Origin of the sequence: Brevibacillus sp. AY1 (genome assembly GCF_029870785.1) — a bacterium.
GTDB lineage: Bacteria > Bacillota > Bacilli > Brevibacillales > Brevibacillaceae > Brevibacillus > Brevibacillus invocatus.
Map to the genome: position 1 here is coordinate 26,340 of NZ_JAFLPN010000027.1, position 21,723 is coordinate 48,062.

The window sequence follows — 21,723 nt, forward strand, 5'->3', positions numbered from 1 at the left end:
GGCATTCATGAAACAGATATTACTGGTGGAAGATGAAATCGTCATTTCCCGTGTCTTAAAAGCCTATTTGCAAAAAGAGGAATATCAGGTATGGCAAGCAGATGACGGTGTCGATGCGATTCGTATTTTTGATGAGCAAAAGCCGGATCTTGTTCTGCTGGACGTCATGCTGCCCGAAATGAGTGGCTGGGATGTCCTGCAGTATATCCGGGAGAAAAGCTCCTGTCCGGTGATCATGCTGACGGCACTGGGACAGACCGATCAAAAGCTGAAGGGATTCAACCAGGGAGCAGATGACTATATCACCAAGCCGTTTGTGGCAGAGGAAGTTGTAGCCCGGGTCAACGCGGTTATGCGTCGTTCCGTGATTCTGGACAAGGATCAGGAAACCCGACTGTTTGGTAATCTCAAGATCAATTTCAAATCACATAGCGTCACTTTGCATGGCATCGATCTGCAATTCCATCCAAAGGACTTGTCCTTGCTGCTTTTCCTGGCCCAGAATCCCAACCGTACATATTCGCGCGAGCAGCTGATCGAGCATTTGTGGGGGATGGACTACGAGGGAAGCGACCGGGCAGTAGATCTGGCGATTAAAAGAATTCGGAAAACCTTGCAGAATTGGCCCGCCTCCGAAGGGGAGATCAAAACGCTAAGAGGGGTGGGTTATCAGTTCAGTGTATTTACAAAGCAATAAACCCATCTCTCTGCTTAGGTACTGGACGACCCGCTATCTGTTGACACTGTGCGTGGGGCTGCTGATCATCGGGATTGTCTCGTCCATCTGGATCAAGGACGCAGCAACCGAAAAGCAGCTGGATGTAACCCGCTTGTTCGCGGAAGAGGTAGCGGATCGCGTCGTGGACGATGAAGGAAAGCTCTATGTGGGGGAGACTCTGCATCAAATATTGGAGAGCAGGCGCCGTTTTATGGGAGTAGACCGCAACCTGCTGCTGTTCATCAAGGACGAGCATGACCAGATCATCTATAAAAAGTCGGGATTGCCCTCGTCCTTTGAAGAAGATCTGGATCGTGTGCTGGAGATTGCAGAAAAGGCGGATAAGGTCAAGTCCCGTCACGGAGACACGCTGTTTGTCGTCAAAAAAGACCTGGAGAATGACCTGCAAAAGCTGGGGACCATTATTTTGCTGTTCCCGGAAACAGACATCCGCGTAAACAAGGAGCAGCTGCAATATTTGGTCATCATGCTGGGCAGTCTCGGTGTCCTCGGCTGGGCTGTCATCTACTTTCACTCGAAAAAGCTATCTAGACCGATCGAGGACGTGGTGGAAGCAGCCAAGCAAATCGTAGAAGGCAATTATGATGTGACAATTACGAAAAACATCAAGGAACGAGAGATTCACGAGCTGGTTCACACCTTCAAAGAGATGGCGGATCGACTGCGGCAGCTGGAACGCACGCGCACGGAGCTTTTGGCAGGCGTCACCCATGAGCTGAAAACACCTGTCACCTCGATCAGTGGCTTGATTCAGGCGATCAATGACAAGGTCGTCTCAGGTGACGAGGAAAGAGAATTTCTGGAGATTTGTCTCAATGAAACCAAGCGGCTGGAAAAAATGGTAGAAGATTTGCTCGATTTTAACTCGTTTGCGGTTGGCGAGATCACTGTTCAGCCAGAAGCGCAGAATTTGAACAAGCTGATTCACGAGATTGCCTCCCAGTGGCAGATCGGACAGGATGTCGAGACGATCACTCTAACCACGCGCATGCCGGATCAGGAATGGACGATTCTGGTAGACCCTGGACGCGTGCAGCAAATCTTGATCAATCTGCTGAACAATGCCAGACAAGCAGTTACAGACGATGGCGTTATTGAATTGCATCTCTATGAAAAAGAGTCGGAGCTTCGCATCGATGTTACGGATAACGGCAAGGGGATAAGAGAAGAGGAGCAGTCGCTGGTGTTTGAACGCTTTTTCAGAGGGAGCAACAAAAAAGAAAAGGTCAGGGGTCTCGGACTGGGTCTGTCTTTTTCAAAAATGATGGCACGAGCATTGGGAGGGGATCTCATCCTGACCAAAAGCGATGCCAATGGCTCTACGTTTACGTTGATCCTGCCAAAAATATCGGGATGAAAGAAAAGCTTCACCGAGCCTGGTGAAGCTTTTCGATTTCTTGTATCAATTCCGGGCATTTCCCTTGAAGGAGTGAGCGGATGAATCTGGAATGTATACGAGTAGAGGTAGTAGCAGGGGTGGCAGCCAACGGGGGTGAAGGAATAAAGTCAATGTATCGTAGATCCAATTCAATCTTGAATTGGATCAATTCCGTTCTGAATAGACCATTACGTTTGAATAGTAGCAATTTTTAGATAGTATAATTCGAGGTTGAATAGAAGAGGAGAGGAAGAGGCACTCTTTTAGACTGGCATGCTTATTGCTGATTAAGGTCAATAAGGAGAGAGTGATCTCACATGAAAAAGCGGATTGCTTCATATGGGAGTATCCTGCTCGTAGCAGGAAGCTTGTTATCTGCCTGTAGCGGAGGGGGGAGTGCTCCTGCTACCCAGCCTGCTCCGTCAACTGCCGAAGCACCGGCTTCGGAAGCGACAAAGCAAGGGCCACAGGTCATGCGATTGAACATGGAGGAGCCAGCCACGCTTGATCCGATTTTTGCAGAGGATACCGTCTCAGGATCTGTCATCCGCCAGATTTACGACAGCCTGACTCGCCTCGACGAGAATGGCAATCCGGTCAACTCGCTTGCATCCGACATGAAGCTGTCAGCGGACAAGCTGACCTATACCTTCACTCTGCGCGACGCTTTGTGGTCCAATGGCGATCCGGTCACCGCGCATGATTTCGAGTACACCTGGAAGAGTGCACTCGATCCGAAAACAGGCTCTCCAGCCTCCTACAACTACTACAGCATCAAGAACGGGCAAGCCTTTACGGCTGGACAAGCCAAGATCGAGGACGTAGGCGTGAAGGCGATGGATGACAAGACGCTGCAGGTCACGTTGGAAAATCCTACTCCCTTCTTCCCGACATTGGTCTCATTCCTGCCAGCGGTGAATAAAAAGGTAGCGGAGTCCAATCCCAAATGGGCGAACGATCCGAAGACCATCGTCACCAATGGCCCTTTCAAGCTGGAGGAGTGGCGGCATAAAAACAAGATTGTGCTGGTAAAGAACGAGACGTATTGGGAAGCTGATGTCGTCAAGCTGGACAAGATCGAGTTCTCGATGATCTCGGATGCCAATACGGAGCTGTCCATGTTTGACAACGATGATCTGGACTGGGCTGGGAATCCGATCAGCGGTCTTCCCATCGATGCGATTGCTCCGCTCATGCAGGATGGCAAGCTGCAAACGAAGCCCAAGGCTACGTCGTACTACATTCGCTTCAATGCCGAGCGGGTGCCGTTTACCAACGTCAAGGTACGCAAGGCATTCGCCTACGCGATCAATCGAAAGGAAATCGCCGACAACATCGGGCAGGCTGGACAGACGCCTTTGATGGGGATCACGCCTATTACGGCCAGCTTGAAGCCGGATGGATTCTTTGCTGACAATCAGCCGGAGGAAGCGAAAAAGCTGCTGGAAGAAGGCATGAGGGAGCTGGGCATTACGAAGCTGCCGGAAATTACGTACCTGTACAACACCTCTGACCGCAACAAAGCGATCGCGGAAACGCTGCAAGCCACCTGGAAAAACGTTCTCGGTGTTGATGTAAAGCTTTTGAACAAGGAAACCAAGGTCTATCTGGATGATCAGGAGCAGGGAAAGTTTGAGATTACCCGTTCCAGTTGGACGGCGGACTACAATGATCCTATCAACTTCTTGCAGAAATTCATCGGGAAGTACAGCTCGTCCAATATTACACGCTGGCACAACCCTGCTTATTCCGAGCTGATCCAGAAATCGTACGTGGAGACGGACGAAGAAAAACGGAAGCAAATTCTATTGGAAGCCGAGACCTTGCTGATGGAGGAAATGCCTTTGACCGGGATCTTCAGTGATGTGAATGCCTGGGTACAAAGCGACAAGGTCAAAGGAGTAAGGATTGATCCGCTCAGCAAGATCGACTTAAAATGGGCTTATCTCGAATAAAAAAGAGGAGAAATGAGAGATGAACAAAGGAAGAGCATGGCAAGCAGGGGATACCATTGGCATTGTAGCGCCCTCTAGCCCGGGAGACCTGGAGCTGCTGCCAAAAGCGATTGCGAAAGTCGAGGAACTGGGCTTCAAGGTGAAGGTTGGGGAAACGTGCAGACAAACCTACGGAGGCTATCTGGCAGGAACACCACAGCTTCGTGCGGCTGAGCTGAACGCCATGTTCGCGGACGATCAGGTGGACGGCATCCTTTGTTTGCGGGGCGGTTACGGTGCCCCGCAAATCCTGCCCCTGCTGGATTACGACTGCATCGCACAAAATCCCAAGCTGTTCGTCGGGTATAGCGACATCACGGCACTACATACGGTTTTTGGTCAAGACGCCAACCTGGCAACACTGCACGGTCCGATGGCTTCGTCTTGTCTGGCTCGCGGATTGGATGACTGGTCCATGTCCTATTTGTTGCGTGCGCTGACAGAACCTGAACCGTTGGGCGAAATGATCAACCCGCCGGAGGAAGAGGTCATCTGCATGGTGGATGGCCAGGCGAGCGGTCCTATTGTGGGAGGAAATCTGGCTCTTGTCGCTGCTTTGATGGGAACCCCATATGAGCTGGATACCAGAGGCAAGCTGCTGTTCCTGGAGGATATTGACGAGGAACCGTATCGTATCGACCGGATGCTGACACAGCTGGCATTGGGTGGACTATTTGATGATTGCGCCGGGGTGATTCTCGGTACCTGGACCAACTGTGAACCAAAAAAACGGGAGGGCTTCTCGGTTTGGGACGTGTTCCAGAACATCGTCGTGCCTTATCAAAAGCCGATGATTTGGAACATTCAGATCGGTCATGGAGCGAACAACATGGCTTTGCCTTTCGGCGTCCATGCGACATTGGATGCGACGAGTGGCGTATTAACTATTGAGGAGAGTGTGACAGTATGAGCAGCGTGAAAAAAGAACAGGTTTGGCAGCAGGCACAGGAGATATTGCCTTGGTTGACAGAGGTTCGTCGTGATTTTCACCAGTATCCGGAAATTGGACTCGAAGAATTCCGCACCCAGGAGCAAATCATGCGCTATCTGGATGAAATGGGGATTCCCTACACCAAATCGGCGGGAACTGGGATTGTAGGTCTGATCGAAGGGGCACGCCCTGGTGCGACTGTCGCTCTGCGCGGAGACATGGATGCGTTGCCGATCCTGGAAGCAGAAGACCGCGAATACCGCTCGAAGGTACCGGGGAAAATGCATGCCTGTGGTCACGATGCGCACATGACCTGCCTGCTGGGGGCTGCACGTATCCTCCATTCCTACAAGGCTGAGCTGGCGGGCAATGTAAAGCTGTTTTTCCAGCCAGCTGAGGAGACGGTAGGCGGCGCATTGCCGATGATTCAGGAAGGCGTGCTGGAAAATCCCAAGGTGGATGCGGTATTTGGTCTGCATGTCTCCAGCGATATTCCAGCTGGACAGATCGGAGTCAAATACGGTCAAATGAACGCTTCCTCCGATGACTTGAGCATTATCGTGCGCGGTGAAAACGGACACGGCGCCTATCCGCACATGGGACGAGATGCCATTGTCATTGCTGCTCATGTCATTACGGCATTGCAGACGATTGTCAGCCGCAACGTAGATCCGCGCCGATCGGCAGTTATTACGATCGGCATCATCTCCGGGGGGACAGCCAACAACATCCTGGCTCAGGAGGTCAAATTGACCGGAACGATCCGTACGCTGGAAAGAAGTGTACGCGAGCAGGTCAAGGAGAGAATTCGCGAGGTGGCCGAATGGACGGCTCGCAGTCTGGGTGGAGAGGCTGAAGTGGAGTATGAGGAAGGCTACACCTCGCTCATCAACAATGATGAGCTGGTCGATCTGGTGAAACGCAACGGGGAAGAGATGCTGGGAGAACAAAAAGTGCGTGTCAATGAGCTGCCCAACATGGGGGTAGAAGACTTCGCGTATTTCGCAGAGCATGTTCCAGGTGCCTTTTTCCATTTAGGCGTGCGCAATGAAGAGATGGGGTGCGTCTATCCTGTTCACCATCCGCGATTTGATTTGGATGAGAGCAGCTTGGCAGTGGGTGCTGCCATGCAGGCATTGAATACACTGGTTTATTTGCAGGAGAAGGAGCAGCGCTAGCAGGCGTATAGGATACGGCTTGAGGCGGGAACACTACAGACGCCAATAAGATTTTCCATGAAAGGAAGAGAGCCGTATCATGAGCATTACGATGAGCCGTCCTGTCACTGAAGTGCTGAACAAGCAGGTTGCCAACTGGTCTGTGCTCTTTATAAAGCTGCATCATTTTCACTGGTATGTGACTGGACCCCATTTTTTTACGCTGCATAGCAAATTTGAAGAGCTGTACAACGAGGCTGCATCTTATGTAGATGAGCTGGCAGAACGATTGCTTGCGAAAAACGGCAAGCCTGTCTCTACGATGAAAGCCTGTATGCAGCAAGCTTCCATCCAGGAGGCTTCCGGTGGAGAAACCGCAGAACAAATGGTGCAGTCCGTTGTCAACGACTTTAATACCCTGATCAACGAGTTGAAGGAAGGAATTGCAGCAGCCGAGGCTGCGGATGACGATGCGACTGCTGACATGTTCGTGGGTATGAGCAACAGCCTCGAAAAGCATGTTTGGATGCTGCAAGCCTATTTGGGGAAATAAGAAAAAGGAAAGAGCTGAAGCCAGTGGTCTGGTTCCAGCTCTTTTTTCTAGTTTGTAATCGTCTGATAAACCGATGTCCAAAAATCGTGAAAGTGCAGAGGAGGCGGTAATTGACCGAGCTTTTCCAACCACAGGTCAGGGGAGAGGGTGGGTGGATCAGCAGATGGGGTGAGGTGGACCCGTTAGCTGGTACCCATAAAAGTTGGTACTTTTCGTTTTTCGAAGAACCCCCTTTAATAGGTGTAGAAAAAATGGGGGTATTTCTCTTGAGCAGAAATTGGATTGTATTACTATTGCACCTGGTTCCCTTTACATATATAGGAATGGCTTGGGATGCCTATGGTCAGCGTTTGTACGGCTATTTTATCGCTTTTATCCTGTTTTGCATGCTTGCTTATCTTCAAAAATCCATCCTGCTTCTGTTCGTGCGCAATCTTCTCTCGACGGGCTTCAGTTATGTACTGGCAGCAGTTTGGCCCGTTTTCGTCAGGAATAACGAACAAAAGGCTGTCCCTATTGTCTGATTGACAGGGGGACAGCCTTTTTGAATCCGCAAGAGGTTAGGGCAGGATGGCAAAAGAACGCACAGGGAATCCGGATGCTTTTTCCGGTTTCGGGACAATATTGACAATGACAGCTCCCTTTGCGGGGACCTTGTCCAGGTTGGTCAACAGCTCGATTTGATACGTATCTTGTTCAAGCACATAATACTCGCCAAGCAGAGCACCGTTTTTCTGGTAGTCTATGCTTGCATCTGTATCAAAGGTTTCGTGGCCAACTGCTTTAATCTTTCTTTCTTCAAATAAAAATTTCAGCGCTGCGAGAGACCATCCAGGTGCATGGTTATGGCCATCTGCATCTTTGTTGTTAAAGGCGTCCCAATCCGGCCAACGCTTGCTCCAGTCCGTGCGCAGGGCAACGAACGACCCTTCCTCGATCTGTCCATGCTCTGCTTCAAACTGCACAATATCCTCAACACTCAGGGAATAATCGTTATTTTCGGAAGCTTCTTTGGATTTATCGATGACAACGAGCGGCAAGACAAGCTCCTTCAGCTCGATTTGATCCAGAAATCTCGTGTTTCGCACAAAATGAATCGGTGCGTCAATGTGAGTTCCGTACTGACCAGGGAAAGTAAATCTTTGTGCAAAAAAACCGTCGTCATGTGTAAATAAAGTAGTAAAATCAGCTGGTTCGAAAGCTGAAAAATGAGGAGACTCTGGACCAAATGTATGCGTCAGGTCCACCCATTCTTTCTCTTTCAGCCATTTTAATGCTTGAATCAAATCGTTTGCCATCCGCTCACCTCATTCATCCGTATTTAATCTTATTAATTACGGAATACTTTAAACTGTTCAATTCCGAGTGTCAATATAGAGTTAGTAAGGTTATTGGTTTATATTGGATTTTCCTATTCTTCGTGTAGCCGTTCATCATTCAAAAAAACCCTGTGTTATTCCCAAGAGAGTGCGAACTGGTGTAAACTAGCTGTGTAATAAATGAAGTAAGCACTTTCATGATGGAAAGGATGTACATGATGGCATCACCATACGTAACCTTTAATCGCGAGCAGTGGAAGCAGTTGCGAGCTTCTACGCGGTTGACCATATCGGATGAAGAGCTTGCCTGTTTGCAGGGTGTCAATGAAAATATCTCGATCGACGAAGTATCGGATGTGTATTTGCCACTCTCGAGGCTGTTGAATTTGCATGTAGGAGCAACACAAGAGCTACACCAGGCTTCGCATACGTTTTTGGGGATTGAGGATGCCAAGGTTCCTTTCATCATTGGAATTGCGGGCAGTGTCGCCGTAGGGAAAAGCACGACAGCCAGGATTTTGCAAACGCTCTTGTCTCGCTGGCCCAATCACCCCAAGGTAGAGCTGGTTACGACTGACGGGTTTCTGTATCCCAACCGTGTGCTGGAAGAGCGGGGGATCATGAAGCGCAAAGGATTTCCGGAAAGCTACGATCTGCGTCGCTTCATCCGGTTTTTGACAGAGATCAAATCAGGGGTGACCGAAGTATCGGCACCTGTGTACTCCCACCTGGTGTATGACATTGTTTCCGATCAGTGGCAAACGGTTCGCCAGCCAGACATTTTGATCGTAGAAGGACTGAACGTCCTGCAGCCGCCAAAAGACGAGAGCATCTCCGAGCTGATTGTATCAGATTTCTTCGATTTCTCGATCTATGTGGATGCCAAGGAGCAGGATATTTTGCAATGGTACGTAGATCGTTTCAAAGTTTTGCGGCAGACTGCCTTCTCCAACCCTGCTTCGTATTTCCGGCGTTACGCCAGTCTGTCCGACGACGAAGCTGTTGAAGTCGCGACAGGAATCTGGTCGGAGATCAATGGACTGAATTTGCGTGAAAATATATTGCCGACCCGCGTGAGGGCACGTCTGATTTTGGAAAAGGGACAAAATCATATGGTGCAGCGCGTGAAGCTGCGCAGACTATAGAGGCAAGTGCTTGACAAAGAGTATCCGGTTTTGCCCGGGACCCGCGTAATCGGTTGCCAGAGACGAGTTAAAGCCCATTTGTGTATGGAACCTCACAGAGCCTTCGTTAACGGGTGAGGTAATGCAGCGAACGGTATCACACCCTTTTTCGCGGATATTCTGGAAGAATCGATTATACAGTTCCCGTGCAAACCCATGCTTCCGATAATCGGGATGAACCCCGATGAAATGAATGTAGGCTTCATTGGCGTGTGTTTGAGACTGAAAGCCGATCAAAAAGGCAACCAGCATCTCGTCTTTCTCTATGACGAAGCTCGTTGTGTTGACGGCAGCCTTGTTCCAGCGTAACGGCATTGCGGTACAGTCAGAAAAAGACCTGTAAATCAGATGCAAACTGCCCCCCTGTTTTTGTGCAAAATTGCCCCTAGCCAAAAGGTCTGCACATGCTAGGATGAGAAGAAACGAGAGGGGGCTTTTTCATGTATATTCCACCCTATTTTGCCGTTACGGATCAGGATGAGTTGGTCACTTTCATGCAGCGCCATCCGTTTGCCCTGTTGATCACGACAGAGGATGGGATTCCCACTGTGACGCATCTCCCTCTTGAAGTGGAAGTAAGGGGAGAAGAGCTGTATCTGACCGGTCATCTCGCTCGAAGCAATCCGCAGGGAGAAGCGCTGGAAAAGGAGCCGGATTCGGTGCTTGCAGTCTTTCAGGGACCTCACGCTTACATCTCATCCTCCTGGTACGCGAAGCCGAGTGTGCCGACCTGGAATTATATGGCCGTACATGCTTATGGAAAGGCAAAGCTCATCTCTTCGCCTGAGGAGATCGAATACAGGATGCGCGATCTGCTTGCTAAATACGAGCAGTCCCAGGAGCAGCCTGTCACCTGGGAGGCTGTGCCTGCACAGATGATGAGTGGCCTTCTTGCAGGCATCCTCTGCTTTGAAATCAAGCTGGAGCGGGTGGAAGGCAAGTACAAGCTGAGCCAGAATCGGAGCAGCGAGGATCGGGCAGCTATCATCGCCAAGCTTGAAGCTGGAGGAGAACAGGAGCAGTCTGTGGCTGCTGCCATGCGAATCCTGGAGGAATCCAGAGCCAATCAGGTGTTTACGAAAACATCTCGATAAACCGTTTGGCTGCCTTGGACAGATGGCGTCCAGACTGCCAGACCACAGCAGCAGCCGAGTGAATCGTTGTTCCTTCGATCTGGACCCCCTGGATGTGCTCGCTGCGATGTGTCTCCCAGGCGGAGAGGGGGACAATGGAGGCACCGACTTGAGCGCCTACCATGTTAGCGATGAGGGATATATCCGGACATTCGCAGATCACGTGAGGGGAGACACCCAGTCTGGCGAATTCCTTGACGATCAAGTCGTAGATGCCCAGACCGGGAATACTCGGCATAATCAGCGGGAGGTCTGCGATTTCACGCATGTGAATTTGTTTTTTGGTCGCAAAGGCTGAACTGGAGGGGACGATCAGGACGAAGGGCTCCTCCTCCAAAGGGATCGTCATACAATTATGCAAGGAATGAGGGAGCCGGACGATAGCCACTTCAATGGAACGGCGCTCCAGCCACTGGTTCAGCAGCTGGGTGTCTCCCTTCCATACTTTGTAGGTGATCAGCGGATATTTTTGCTGAAACAGCCGAATTTGCTCAGGCAGGCGATAGGCGGACAAGGCACTTACTCCGATAGAGAGGGTGCCGCGGAAGCCATCGCCTGTTTCTTTGACCTCCGCGATGGCTTCCTCCATCTGATGTACAATGTTGACGGCTTGCTTGTACAAGGAATGACCCGCTTCCGTCAGCTCGATCCGCTTTCCGAAGCGCTCGACGAGACTGGTTCCCAGTTCATCCTCCATTTGCTTTAACTGCTGACTGAGCGGGGGCTGGGCCATGTTCAGCCTTTTTGCTGCTGCAGTGATCTGGCCTTCCTCTGCGATGGCGATAAAGTAACGCAATTGGCGAATATCCAAGATCTGAATGCCCCTTTCTGCAGTCTTCCATATGAAAAAGATATGAAAAGTAGATTTACTCGATATTTTTCATATCGATAGGGCTATGATAGCATATGTTTCGTAGCTTTCTTAAGGAAAAGACAGAAAGAAGGGAAAATCTGTGCGTACGTGTCTAGAAAAGAAATTTCACATGCGCGCTTGCGACACGACGATTCGACGGGAACTGATGGCCGGGTTAATCGGCTTTATCACCATAGTCTATATTGTAGCCGTAAACGCATCGATTTTGGAGGACGCCGGAATTCCGCTTGCGGCAGGTATCCTCGCGACCGTCTTGACATCTTTCATTGGCGCGATTTTGATGGCCTTCTGGGCAAACGCACCCATTATTCTGGTGCCAGGCATGGGGATTAATGCGCTGTTTACCTATACGCTTTGTCAATCGATGGGACTGAGCTGGCAAGAAGCGCTGGCAGCCGTATTTGTCTCCGGCTTGATTTTTACCGTGATCGCTTTTACCCGAGTAGCGCAGCATATTTCCAATGCGATTCCAGCTTCGCTCAAGGAAGCGATTACGGTCGGCATCGGCTTGTTCCTGACCTTTATCGGACTGCAGAAAGGCGGCTTGATCGTGACCAACCCGGCTACCTTTGTGGCCTTGGGGGATTTGTCCAGTCCTCCTGTCATCGTCACGATAGTTAGCCTGATCATCACGCTGATCCTGTTTGTCCGCAACGTACCAGGCAACTTTTTGATCGGAATGGCAGTTGGTACAGGGCTGGGGCTATGGCTTGGGGTCGTGGAGCCGGGAGAGGGAGGCTCCTTTTCCCTGGCTGAGTATGGTCAAGTATTCGCCGGGCTCTCTTTTAGCGGAATGTGGGAGCTGCCGTTTTGGATCGCGACCTTTTCGCTGGCGATGGTCATCGTTTTTGAAAATATCGGCTTGATTCACGGGCATACCGCGATGATCGGGCAGCCGCAGAAATTCCGTCGTGCACTCCAAGCCAATGCTTTGTCCACAGCGATATCGGGTGTGATGGGTACCAGTCCGACGGTCGCAACGGTGGAGACTGCTGCGGGGATTGCGGCTGGGGGGAGAACCGGCTTGACCGCATTAGTGACAGGAACACTTTTCCTGATCTCACTCGGACTTTTGCCCCTCGTCAAAATGATTCCGGATGGGGCGATAGCGCCTGTCTTGATCATCATCGGTGCCTTGATGCTGCAAAATGTTCAGAATATCAACCTGAAGGATTTCACCGAGGGCTTTCCGGCATTTTTGATCATTGCTATCATCCCGCTGTCTTACAGTATCGTAGACGGAATCGCCTTTGGTTTTGTGGCTTATCCGCTGCTGAAGCTGGCTTTGGGCAAAAGACGTGAAGTGCCTGCCCTGTTGTACGTGATTTCCGGACTGTTTTTGCTGAATCTGGTGTTGCCGATGTTGACGTAAAGAAAGCCCCTGACTTTGGTCGGGGGCTTTACTAGTAGGAAAAGCACAGATGCTTGGGGAATCTAGGATAGATACACGAATCGAAAAAGGGTTCTCAGGGAGGCAAGCGATGATCTACGAAATGACGGTTCAGATACGAGTGTCTGATTTTGAAAAGGGACGCAGCTGGTACCAGACGTTGTTGAAACGGGAACCAGACTTTGTGCCGCATGAGGGGTTTGCAGAGTGGGAGCTGATACCCGGCTGCTGGCTACAGGTGGCTGAGGGAGAGCCTGCGGCAAAAAGTGGCCCGTTGAGACTGGGCGTCACGAATCTCGATCGGGAGCGGGAGCGGATGATCAAGGAGCTCGGCGTTGAGCCATTTGAAATCTACGAGAGAGAAGAAGTGCCGGTCAGGTGGGGTACAATTGCTGATCCTTGGGGGAATCAGATCGGACTTTTCCAATACAAGGACCCGCATGAAATGGGCGAGCGAATCAACGCGATACTAGGAATAGAAGCGCAATAAAAAGTACCGCCTGTACAGAAGGCGATCATTCTCGACTTCTTGCACAGGTTGGTATCTGTCTGTTGTTGGGCACCAACCTATTGCGGATTGGTGATTTTTGATGGAGGAATAGGCTTTTTCCACCTCGCTTCGAATGGCCACATCTGCAGTGGCGTAGACGGCTTTCACAGGATAATCGTTCGAGATGGATCCTGCCAGTTGTTCCAAATCCGCAGCTGAGCGGGCGACCAAGCCGACATGCACACCTTCCTTTGCCAAGGCAAGCGCAATGGACCGGCCGATTCCTTTGCCAGCTCCAGTGATGAGCGCTTTCTTCTCCTTTAATTCCAACATTCTTCCCCCGTTCATAGCTAGACTACAATCATAGTGCTGTTCGCTAGATAGGTTATCCAGAATTCCATCTGCCATTCCTCGAAAGCAGGATGGTTCTACCATGTGAAAAGGCGAATTAAACAATATTTGTGCTTGGGAAAAGCTCTTTTCGTGAACGGGGCGAATACCCTGATTGGGAAAAAGCTGGGAGGAGCGAGCAAAATGATGGGAATGAATGGATACTGGTATCCGCCATACGCCTACGCAACTTACGACCCGTATACGTTTCCAGGTGAAGAAATGCTGCTGCCTGTCGCAACCCCTCGGTACGACAATCAGACGCAAATTGCCTTGAGGCTGATCCAGGAGGCAATCGGTGACGAGCGCCACGACGAGCTGTTTTACGACTATCTGATCAGCGTGGCACCGACGGAGCAGGAAAAACAGGTGATTGCGGGCATCCGAGATGACGAGCGAAAGCATCGCCGCTGGTTTCGTCAGATCTACACCGAGCTGACTGGTCAACAGCCCCCTGCGATGGAGGAGCGAGAGACATTTCAAAAGCCGGAGAGCTATTTGGACGGGATCGAAAAGGCATTGATGGGAGAATTGAAGGCCTTTGAAAAGTATCGCGTGATCTACCAGAACATCCCCTCCCGATATCGCGATGCGATTTTTGAGATCATGACGGATGAAATGAAGCATGCCAGCTACTACAATTGGCTGTATGCGAAAAATAAGTAGCGGATGGACAGAGAAGAATACAACCCGTTTTCAAGTGGTGGAACGGGTTCTTTTGCATGGTTGCTGGCAATGTGGCTCATGGTGCGAAGAGATGGGAAGATTATTGCCAAAGCGGGTGAAAAAACGTAGAATGACAGAATGTCCATCACAGGGCCGCGGTTCGGAAAACTCCCGCGTTACCAAAACTAGGAGGCACTTATCATGTTTAATTTTTCCTTGGGAGTGGGGTTTGCTCTCGTAAACTTCTGTCTCTTTCTGCTCTGTTACCGCCTGTTTGGCAGAATGGGTCTCTACGCATGGGTGGGAGTGGCTACCGTGCTCGCAAATATCCAGGTTCTGAAAACGATTGAGATGTTTGGAATCGTCATGACACTGGGAAACACCATTTATGCATCCATCTATTTGACGAGCGACCTGTTGAATGAAAAATACGGCGAGAGGGCAGCCAAAAAAGCGGTTTGGTTCGGCTTCTTCAGCCTGATTGCCACCACCATCATCATGCAGCTGGTCCTTCTCTTTGAGCCGACCGAGACGGACTTTGCCCAGCCTCATCTGCAAGCGTTGTTCGAATTGATGCCGCAGCTGGTGGTCGGCAGCCTGTCCGCGTATTTCATCAGTCAGTTCGTGGACGTGAAAATCTATAGCTGGCTAAAAGTAAAATGTCCGCGTCCCAATCAGCTATGGATTCGCAACAACGGAAGCTCTTTGATCAGCCAACTGCTCGATTCCCTGACGTTTTGCACCATCGCTTTTTGGGGATTGTATCCCTTTGACGTCTGGCTGCAAATTCTGCTTACCACCTACCTGATCAAATTCGTCGTATCAGCAGCATCGACGCCAGTACTCTATATTGCACGCAATATGAAGGTTCCGGAGGATTAAGAAAGAGGGTGTACCCCAGTAGTATCAGACTACTTGTGGTACATCCTCTTGTTTGATGAAGTGTATGGTTATAGACTGATAAAACAAACGAGTAGCTTTTATTTAAAATAGTTCATACTCATTGCCTCACGTATCTCTTGCATGGTTTCTTTTGCTACAAGGCGTGCTTTTTCTGTACCCAACATAAGAATTTCATCGACCTTTTTGGGAGCGTTTTGATACACGATTCTCCGTTCCCTCATAGGTTCTAGTAAATCGTTAATACTTTGCGTCATTTTTCGTTTGCATTCCATACATCCAATTTGCCCCTTTTTACAACTCTCATAAATCTCAGCGGAGCCCTCTTTACGAAATACTTGATGATAAGCATAGACTGGACAAATTTCAGGATGGCCGCTATCCGTTTTGTGGATGCGTGCAGGATCAGTCGTCGCTTTTTTTATCTTCTCACTAACCTCTTCTGGGGTAGAGTCCAAATCGATGGCATTTCCAAGACTTTTGCTCATTTTATTATTTCCGTCTAATCCGACAAGACGTGGAACATCACCAACGAGTGGTTTTGGTTCCACGAACACAGGTTTATACAGTTGGTTGAAGCGACGGACAATTTTCCTTGTTTGCTCGATATGAGGAACCTGGTCTTCTCCTACGGGAACCAACGTCGCCTTGCAAAAAGTAATATCAGCCGCCTGACTTACGGGGTATCCAAGGAACCCGTAATACATATCTTGAAACCCACGTTCCGCGGCTTCCGCTTTTATTGTAGGATTGTGCCGTAGAGAATTGACCGTAACAAACATGGAAAAATAAGTAGTTAACTCAGCAATCTCGGGGATCAAAGACTGAATAAATATGGTTGCATGATCAGGGTTAATACCTGCTGATAAATAATCCAACGCCACATTACGTAAGTTTTGTTTAATCAACTCTGGTTTTTCAAAATGAGTAGTTAGAGCTTGGACGTCAGCCAAGATTAAGTAAGTATCGTATTGGGTTTGCAACTTACCTTTTTTAATCGCAAAAAGCGATTCACTCGAAAGTACGGTAAGATGTGGAACATCATCATTACGATACTCCTCTCTTGATAACGGGGAGAGAATTCCGGCAGCGCCTACTTTTGTTCAGCGGAGCGATTCAGAAGCCCATTCGGCATCAGGTGAGGATCGGTTCACAGCAACCACCGACTCTCTGAACCTCATTATCTGATACGTACTTGCTCTTCATCAACATCGTTAATCATGTAAAGGCAGTGGTAGTCTAGGACTTCATTTTCACGTTGAAACGTACCTCTACCTTTTTGTATTTTGATCAGTCTAGAACGATCCAGTGGGTTACACTCGCGCCATTCCCATGACCTGTTCTACTTTATGCAGCATCCGATTCGCCGCCTCGTTCGCTTTTCTAGCGCCATCCGAAAGAATGTCATCCAGCTCCGAAGAATGGAAAAGCTGCTCGTAGCGCTCTTGAATCGGGCGAAGCGTCTCGACCACGACTTCAGCCAGCTCCGATTTGAAAGCGCCATAACCTTTGCCTTCATACATCGCTTCAATCTCTTCCAGTGTTTTGCCTGCGCACAGCGAGTAAATGGTCATCAGGTTGGATACTGCTGGTTTTGCCTCTTTATCGAAGCGTACGCTGCTGTCGGAGTCGGTTTGTGCACGCTTGATTTTTTTCGTAATCGTGTCAGCGTCGTCCAGCATGGAGATAAATCCGCCCTGGTTGGAATCCGATTTGCTCATTTTCTTCGTGCCTTCCTGCAGCGACATGATACGCGCACCTGTTTCCGGCAAGCGAATTTCTGGAATCTTGAAGACTTCGCCATAGCGGCTGTTGAAGCGGTTGGCCAGATCGCGGGTCAATTCCAAATGCTGCTTCTGATCCTCACCGACAGGTACGAAGTCTGTATCATACAACAGAATGTCGGCTGCCATCAGCGGCGGGTACGCGAGCAGTCCGCCAGGGATGGATTCGCCACGACCGTCCGATTTGTCCTTGAACTGGGTCATGCGCTCAAGCTCACCGAGGTAAGACGTGCAAAGCATGATCCAGCCCAGCTTGGAATGAGCGGGCACCTCGGATTGGATAAACAGGGTCACTTTGTTCGGATCCAGCCCGACAGCCAGATAGAGTGCCGCCAGACGACGGATGTTCTGTTTCAGGACGGCAGGCTCTTGAGGAACGGTAATCGCATGCTGATCGACGATGCAGTAGTAACAGTTGAATTCCTCTTGCAGGGGGACAAAATGCTTCATGGCACCCAGGTAGTTGCCCAGTGTCAGGATGCCGCTTGGTTGAATGCCGGAGAAAATGGTTTTCATGGTGAAAAGCTCCTTTCATTTTTCAAATTCATATCGCGAATTGAACGCAAAAAAGGTCCATCCGCCCTAGACAGGGACGAATGAACCGTGGTGCCACCCTTGTTATCTCGCACATGACGAACAGCCGCGCGCAAAATCACTTTGCTCCGTACCCAAAATCGATACGGTGTCCATGATAACGTACGGACGTCACGCCAAAGCCTACGCACCGCAAATATGCGGGTTCGGTCTGGAGCTCGGAAGCCCATTCAACATTCACTCGACGCTGATTCTCACCAACCATCAGCTCTCTGAAGTCTCATCAAATGCCTACTCTTCTTCCTCATCGCTGTGCAATCTTCCTTTGAGGCATTATTCTACCGAGTCAACAGAAAAAAAGCAAGAGCCTCTTGCGGAAAAAGTCCAAAAGCTGGTAAACTAACTTTGTAGTTATATAACTGATTAGTTAGTTTTGAGGTGGGACAATGAACAGAACGAGGACTGAAAAAGGGGAAATGAGCCGCAATCGCCTGTTGGAAGCAGCAGCCGAGGAGTTTGCAGGAAAAGGCTACCACCTTACCCGGGTGGGCGATATTGTCAAACGGGCCGGTTTGACTCAAGCTGCGTTTTACCTGTATTTCCCGAGCAAGGAAGCCATGTATCAGGAGCTGCGTGACGAATTTTTCCATAAGCTCTGGGAGCTGGCGGATGCAGGAAGAAAGGTGACGCCTCTGTCAAAGGAATGGACGGTTCCGAAATTAAAAGAAAATCTGTTGGAGCTGTTCCAGTTTTTTGCGAGTGTGCCAAAGCTGACACAGGTATTTCTGCAAGCAACCGATGAAGGAGAAAATCTGCATCGTCAGTTGGCACAGATGGTGGAATCCAACCTGCGGCGCAATCAGGAGGCTGGACATCTACGGGGGGAATTCAGCCCCGAGGTCGCAGCAGAAGCCATGGTGGCGATTTTGTATCGGCTCACGGAGCGGTATTTGCTAAACGGAGAAAAGACGGCGGAGGAGCTGGCTGATCAGGCGGTAACGCTGATTGCGCACGGCATCGTCCGACCTCATCCATGAAAAGGCGGGGATAAGCATGGAATTGGTGAATGTAATCTGGCTGTTTTTGGTCGTCTTTATGCTGCATGATCTGGAGGAGATTATTGTCGTGGAAAACTGGCTGACTCGCCACCGCAAGCAGCTGATTCGCAAATTGCCTGTCGCATTGGAAAAGCATTTCAAACCGCTGCTTTTCATGACGACTGCGCAATTTGCAGTAGCCGTGACGGGGATATTTATCATCCTGTCGGCAGCCGTTCTACTTACCGCTGCGACATGGTCAAAAGGAACCTATCTTCCTTTTTTTCTCGTCTGCTTGCACGTCATGTTCCTCCATGTTTTTACACATATCGGACAGACGATTCTGCTGCGCGCCTATACACCAGGTGTCGTAACAGCCGTCGCACTGATCCTCCCCTATGGGCTTTACACGTACGCACGGCTTTTGGAGGAAGGAGTGATCACCTGGTCTTTGATGGTGAGCACGCTCCCTTTCGTGCTGCTGATCGTTCCAGTCTTGCATCTTGTACTCTCGCTTGGACAGAAGGCGAGTAAACCGATAAAATTGTAATGACATGATGTGTGGCGATTATCGATCTTTTCGAAATTGACAGATTATTCTACAATGGAAAGGATGAGACAAGCACCATGAAGCAAAATGAAAATGCAGATACAAGAGGTGGCTCAACCGTGATCAATGCGAATCGTCTGTGGGAACGCTTGATGCAGCTAGGTGCCATTGGAAGGCAGGAAGCGGGTGGTGTGACACGACTTTCCTTTACACCCGAAGAACGCGCGGCGAAGGATTTGGTAAAGGGCTTTATGCTGGAGGCAGGCTTGGCGGTACGGGAAGACGAGGCGGGCAACCTGATTGGACGCAAGGACGGTACGAACTCGCAGGCACCTGTCGTACTGGTCGGCTCGCATATCGATTCTGTCCCTAATGGAGGTGATTTCGACGGACCTCTGGGCGTTTTGGCAGGTGTAGAAATCCTGCAGGCCATGAACGACAGAGGTGTGGAAACGGAGCACCCCATCGAAGTGATCGCTTTTACGGACGAGGAGGGGACGCGTTTTGGCTACGGCATGATCGGCAGTCGCTCTCTCGGTGGACGATTGCAGGTAGAGGAGCTGTCTGCGCGTGACAAGGACGGCGTCTCGATTGCGGAAGCCATGCGCCAAAGCGGTCTTGAGCCAGAACGGATCGTATCCGCAAAGCGCGAGCCGGGAAGTGTCAAGGCGTACGTGGAGCTGCATATCGAGCAAGGCAAGGTACTCGAAAGCAAAGGCTTGGCAGTGGGTGTCGTCAGTGGAATTGCCGGTCCGATCTGGGTCAAATTCGTCCTGGAAGGGGAGGCTGGGCACGCAGGAACGACACCGATGACGTTGCGCAGAGACCCGCTGGCTGCTGCTTCCGAAATTATGCTGTCGATCGAGCGTGAAGCAGCGAAGACAGGCAGTTCAGTAGGAACGGTCGGCAAGCTGGAGGCTTTTCCGGGAGGAGTCAATGTCATCCCCGGTCGCGTCGAATTTACGCTCGACCTGCGCGATGTGGATGAAGCGATTCGCGACCAGGTGGAAGAAAAGATCCTGCAGGATGCCAACGAGATTTGCGGACGGCGTGGTGTCACTCTGCAGGTGGAAAACATGCAGCGCGTAGCCCCAGTCATTTGCTCTAGGGAAGTACAGGCAGCGGCCCTGGCAGCTTGCGAAGCAGAAGGCCTGGAGACGATGCTGTTGCCGAGCGGTGCAGGTCACGATGGCATGCAGCTGGTAGACCTGTGCCCTGTAGGAATGATTTTTGCCCGTTCCCGTGATGGCATAAGCCACAATCCTGCGGAATATACGACAAAAGAGGATTGTGCACACAGTACGGCGGTTTTGTATCGCACGGTTTACTCACTGGCTCAACCGAATCATGAATAGATGAGGCCGAAATCAATTCCTTTCACCAATCCAGAGGAGGAGAACGTCTATGACAACAGCAGTTGCAACGTTAAACCAGGCAGTAGAGGAGATTCGGGAGCAGGTAATCGCATGGAGGAGGCACCTGCATCAGCATCCAGAGCTATCTTTTCACGAAGAAAACACGGCGCAGTTTGTCTATGATACCTTGCAATCCTTTGGAAACCTGGAGATCACCCGTCCGACCAAAACCAGTGTCATGGCTCGCCTGATCGGACCAGCCCCGGGAACTGTTCTCGCCATGCGTGCGGATATGGATGCCCTGCCGATCACGGAAGAGAACACCTTCGAGTTCGCTTCGCAAAATCCGGGCGTGATGCACGCTTGTGGCCACGATGGACATACAGCGATGCTTTTGGGTGCAGCCAAGCTGTTATCGGGCATGCAAGAACAAATAAAGGGCGAAATCCGCTTTTTGTTTCAGCATGCGGAAGAGCTGTTTCCTGGTGGAGCCGAGGAGATGGTACAAGCAGGCGTCATGGACGGCGTAGATATGGTGATCGGGACGCATCTGTGGTCCTCAATGGAATTCGGGAGTGTCGGCATTTGCACTGGACCGATGATGGCTGCACCGGACACTTTCTGGATTACGGTGAACGGTAAGGGAGGGCATGCCGCCCTGCCGCACCAGACGATTGACAGCATTGCCGTTGCGGCTCAGGTCGTGACCAATCTGCAGCATATTGTGTCGCGCAATACCGATCCGTTGGATAATTTGGTCGTCTCCGTGACGCAATTTATTGGCGGAACTACGCATAATGTCATTCCTGGCACGGTGGAAATTTGCGGTACCGTGCGCAGCTTCGATCCGAATCTGCGTGCAAGCGTCCCGGGACTGATGGAGCGCGTCATCAAAGGAATTACGGAAGCGCACGGGGCAACCTATCAGTTTAAATACGAGAACGGCTACCGCCCTGTGATCAATGACGCAATGGTAACCAGTCTGATGGAAGAAGTCGTGGTAGAGTCGCTTGGCGAAGAATGGGTAGCCCGTCCTCGTCCGACGATGGGCGGAGAAGACTTTTCTGCCTTCCAGCAAAAAGCACCTGGCTGCTTCTTTTACATCGCGGCTGGCAATCAGTCAAAAGGCATTACCTACCCGCATCACCATGCTCGCTTTACCATTGACGAGGATGCGCTGGAAATCGGCGTGAAGATGTTTGTCAATGCGGCAAGAAAAATCCTCATGGAACGCGCAGAGTAAAGTTCATTCAAACGAATCATCCATTGAAAAACCTCCTCATCAGCAGGAGGTTTTTTTGTACTATCGGAAAGTTTAAGTGCGCTAAAGCGCTAAAAAGATTAGCGGAAGATAGTATAAGTGCA

23 protein-coding genes and 1 other annotated feature are annotated in these 21,723 nt (G+C 50.3%); of the genes, 17 read left to right on the forward strand and 6 right to left on the reverse strand.

Features of this window, described 5'->3' with window-relative positions; all coding sequences use genetic code 11:
• Window positions 1-7: 7 nt before the first annotated feature.
• The 7 genes from JZI27_RS18455 to JZI27_RS18485 all read left to right on the forward strand — a co-directional run bounded on the left by JZI27_RS18455 (window position 8) and on the right by JZI27_RS18485 (window position 7,276).
• Window positions 8-697 carry a response regulator transcription factor gene (locus tag JZI27_RS18455; protein ID WP_122910773.1) on the forward strand — a complete coding sequence of 230 codons (690 nt, stop codon included), beginning with the start codon at window positions 8-10 and terminating at the stop codon, window positions 695-697.
• Complete coding sequence (locus JZI27_RS18460) at window positions 678-2,096, forward strand: HAMP domain-containing sensor histidine kinase (RefSeq protein WP_280208609.1); 1,419 nt, start codon at window positions 678-680, stop codon at window positions 2,094-2,096. Before JZI27_RS18455 ends, JZI27_RS18460 begins: the two co-directional genes overlap by 20 nt.
• 338 nt (window positions 2,097-2,434) lie before the next feature.
• Entirely contained in the window at window positions 2,435-4,072 is a 1,638-nt protein-coding gene (locus JZI27_RS18465) for a peptide ABC transporter substrate-binding protein (protein ID WP_280208610.1), read from the forward strand.
• 19 nt (window positions 4,073-4,091) lie between these two features.
• Window positions 4,092-5,021, forward strand: coding sequence for a S66 peptidase family protein (locus JZI27_RS18470; protein WP_280208611.1), 930 nt, complete (start codon window positions 4,092-4,094; stop codon window positions 5,019-5,021).
• Window positions 5,018-6,220 (forward strand): M20 metallopeptidase family protein, encoded by a 1,203-nt coding sequence (locus tag JZI27_RS18475; protein ID WP_251243700.1) that lies wholly within the window; start codon window positions 5,018-5,020, stop codon window positions 6,218-6,220. Before JZI27_RS18470 ends, JZI27_RS18475 begins: the two co-directional genes overlap by 4 nt.
• Before the next feature lie 79 nt (window positions 6,221-6,299).
• Entirely contained in the window at window positions 6,300-6,752 is a 453-nt protein-coding gene (locus JZI27_RS18480; protein WP_251243701.1) for a Dps family protein, read from the forward strand.
• Window positions 6,753-7,018: 266 nt separating this feature from the next.
• Window positions 7,019-7,276, forward strand: a complete 258-nt coding sequence (locus JZI27_RS18485) for a hypothetical protein (RefSeq protein ID WP_251243702.1) — start codon at window positions 7,019-7,021, stop codon at window positions 7,274-7,276.
• A gap of 36 nt (window positions 7,277-7,312) precedes the next feature.
• Here JZI27_RS18485 and JZI27_RS18490 read toward each other — a convergent pair whose 3' ends face one another.
• Window positions 7,313-8,050: a cyclase family protein gene (locus tag JZI27_RS18490; RefSeq protein ID WP_122910764.1), complete on the reverse strand. Its 738-nt coding sequence runs from the start codon at window positions 8,048-8,050 to the stop codon at window positions 7,313-7,315.
• 239 nt (window positions 8,051-8,289) lie between these two features.
• Here JZI27_RS18490 and coaA point away from each other — a divergent pair, with 239 nt between their 5' ends.
• Complete coding sequence (gene coaA, locus JZI27_RS18495; RefSeq protein ID WP_280208615.1) at window positions 8,290-9,216, forward strand: type I pantothenate kinase; 927 nt, start codon at window positions 8,290-8,292, stop codon at window positions 9,214-9,216.
• Here the strand turns inward: coaA and JZI27_RS18500 are convergent.
• Complete coding sequence (locus tag JZI27_RS18500) at window positions 9,211-9,609, reverse strand: GNAT family N-acetyltransferase (protein ID WP_280208618.1); 399 nt, start codon at window positions 9,607-9,609, stop codon at window positions 9,211-9,213. The genes coaA and JZI27_RS18500 overlap by 6 nt on opposite strands.
• 86 nt (window positions 9,610-9,695) lie before the next feature.
• Between JZI27_RS18500 and JZI27_RS18505 the strand changes: the two genes are divergently transcribed.
• A complete protein-coding gene (locus JZI27_RS18505) occupies window positions 9,696-10,349 on the forward strand; it encodes an FMN-binding negative transcriptional regulator (RefSeq protein WP_251243704.1) in 654 nt (217 codons plus the stop codon).
• Here the strand turns inward: JZI27_RS18505 and JZI27_RS18510 are convergent.
• Window positions 10,330-11,199, reverse strand: coding sequence for a LysR family transcriptional regulator (locus tag JZI27_RS18510; RefSeq protein WP_251243705.1), 870 nt, complete (start codon window positions 11,197-11,199; stop codon window positions 10,330-10,332). The genes JZI27_RS18505 and JZI27_RS18510 overlap by 20 nt on opposite strands.
• Before the next feature lie 142 nt (window positions 11,200-11,341).
• Between JZI27_RS18510 and JZI27_RS18515 the strand changes: the two genes are divergently transcribed.
• Both JZI27_RS18515 and JZI27_RS18520 read left to right on the forward strand, forming a co-directional pair.
• On the forward strand, window positions 11,342-12,634 hold the full coding sequence (locus JZI27_RS18515) for an NCS2 family permease (RefSeq protein ID WP_481752825.1): 1,293 nt from the start codon (window positions 11,342-11,344) through the stop codon (window positions 12,632-12,634).
• 109 nt (window positions 12,635-12,743) lie between these two features.
• On the forward strand, window positions 12,744-13,142 hold the full coding sequence (locus tag JZI27_RS18520; protein ID WP_122910759.1) for a VOC family protein: 399 nt from the start codon (window positions 12,744-12,746) through the stop codon (window positions 13,140-13,142).
• On the opposite strand, the gene JZI27_RS18525 is transcribed toward JZI27_RS18520, so the two are convergent.
• Window positions 13,122-13,475 carry an SDR family NAD(P)-dependent oxidoreductase gene (locus JZI27_RS18525; RefSeq protein ID WP_280208620.1) on the reverse strand — a complete coding sequence of 118 codons (354 nt, stop codon included), beginning with the start codon at window positions 13,473-13,475 and terminating at the stop codon, window positions 13,122-13,124. The genes JZI27_RS18520 and JZI27_RS18525 overlap by 21 nt on opposite strands.
• A 150-nt stretch (window positions 13,476-13,625) precedes the next feature.
• Between JZI27_RS18525 and JZI27_RS18530 the strand changes: the two genes are divergently transcribed.
• The gene (locus JZI27_RS18530) at window positions 13,626-14,198 is read left to right on the forward strand and encodes a ferritin-like domain-containing protein (RefSeq protein ID WP_280208621.1); all 573 of its coding nucleotides are present in this window, start codon (window positions 13,626-13,628) and stop codon (window positions 14,196-14,198) included.
• A gap of 201 nt (window positions 14,199-14,399) precedes the next feature.
• The gene (locus JZI27_RS18535; protein WP_280208623.1) at window positions 14,400-15,080 is read left to right on the forward strand and encodes a queuosine precursor transporter; all 681 of its coding nucleotides are present in this window, start codon (window positions 14,400-14,402) and stop codon (window positions 15,078-15,080) included.
• Between the two features lie 98 nt (window positions 15,081-15,178).
• Here the strand turns inward: JZI27_RS18535 and trpS (JZI27_RS18540) are convergent, their stop codons facing one another.
• Window positions 15,179-16,081, reverse strand: a complete 903-nt coding sequence (gene trpS, locus JZI27_RS18540; RefSeq protein ID WP_280208625.1) for a tryptophan--tRNA ligase — start codon at window positions 16,079-16,081, stop codon at window positions 15,179-15,181.
• Window positions 16,082-16,411: 330 nt separating this feature from the next.
• The gene (gene trpS / locus JZI27_RS18545) at window positions 16,412-17,398 is read right to left on the reverse strand and encodes a tryptophan--tRNA ligase (protein WP_280208626.1); all 987 of its coding nucleotides are present in this window, start codon (window positions 17,396-17,398) and stop codon (window positions 16,412-16,414) included.
• A 69-nt stretch (window positions 17,399-17,467) separates the two neighbouring features.
• Window positions 17,468-17,733 (reverse strand) — a binding site (T-box leader).
• A 129-nt stretch (window positions 17,734-17,862) separates the two neighbouring features.
• On the opposite strand from trpS (JZI27_RS18545), the gene JZI27_RS18550 reads away from it, so the two are divergent.
• The 4 genes from JZI27_RS18550 to JZI27_RS18565 all read left to right on the forward strand — a co-directional run bounded on the left by JZI27_RS18550 (window position 17,863) and on the right by JZI27_RS18565 (window position 21,601).
• On the forward strand, window positions 17,863-18,453 hold the full coding sequence (locus tag JZI27_RS18550; RefSeq protein ID WP_280208627.1) for a TetR/AcrR family transcriptional regulator: 591 nt from the start codon (window positions 17,863-17,865) through the stop codon (window positions 18,451-18,453).
• A 16-nt stretch (window positions 18,454-18,469) separates the two neighbouring features.
• On the forward strand, window positions 18,470-19,003 hold the full coding sequence (locus tag JZI27_RS18555) for an HXXEE domain-containing protein (RefSeq protein WP_251243711.1): 534 nt from the start codon (window positions 18,470-18,472) through the stop codon (window positions 19,001-19,003).
• 119 nt (window positions 19,004-19,122) lie between these two features.
• Window positions 19,123-20,358, forward strand: coding sequence for a Zn-dependent hydrolase (locus tag JZI27_RS18560; protein ID WP_280208635.1), 1,236 nt, complete (start codon window positions 19,123-19,125; stop codon window positions 20,356-20,358).
• Window positions 20,359-20,407: 49 nt separating this feature from the next.
• Window positions 20,408-21,601 (forward strand): M20 family metallopeptidase, encoded by a 1,194-nt coding sequence (locus tag JZI27_RS18565; RefSeq protein WP_251243712.1) that lies wholly within the window; start codon window positions 20,408-20,410, stop codon window positions 21,599-21,601.
• Window positions 21,602-21,723 lie beyond the last annotated feature (122 nt).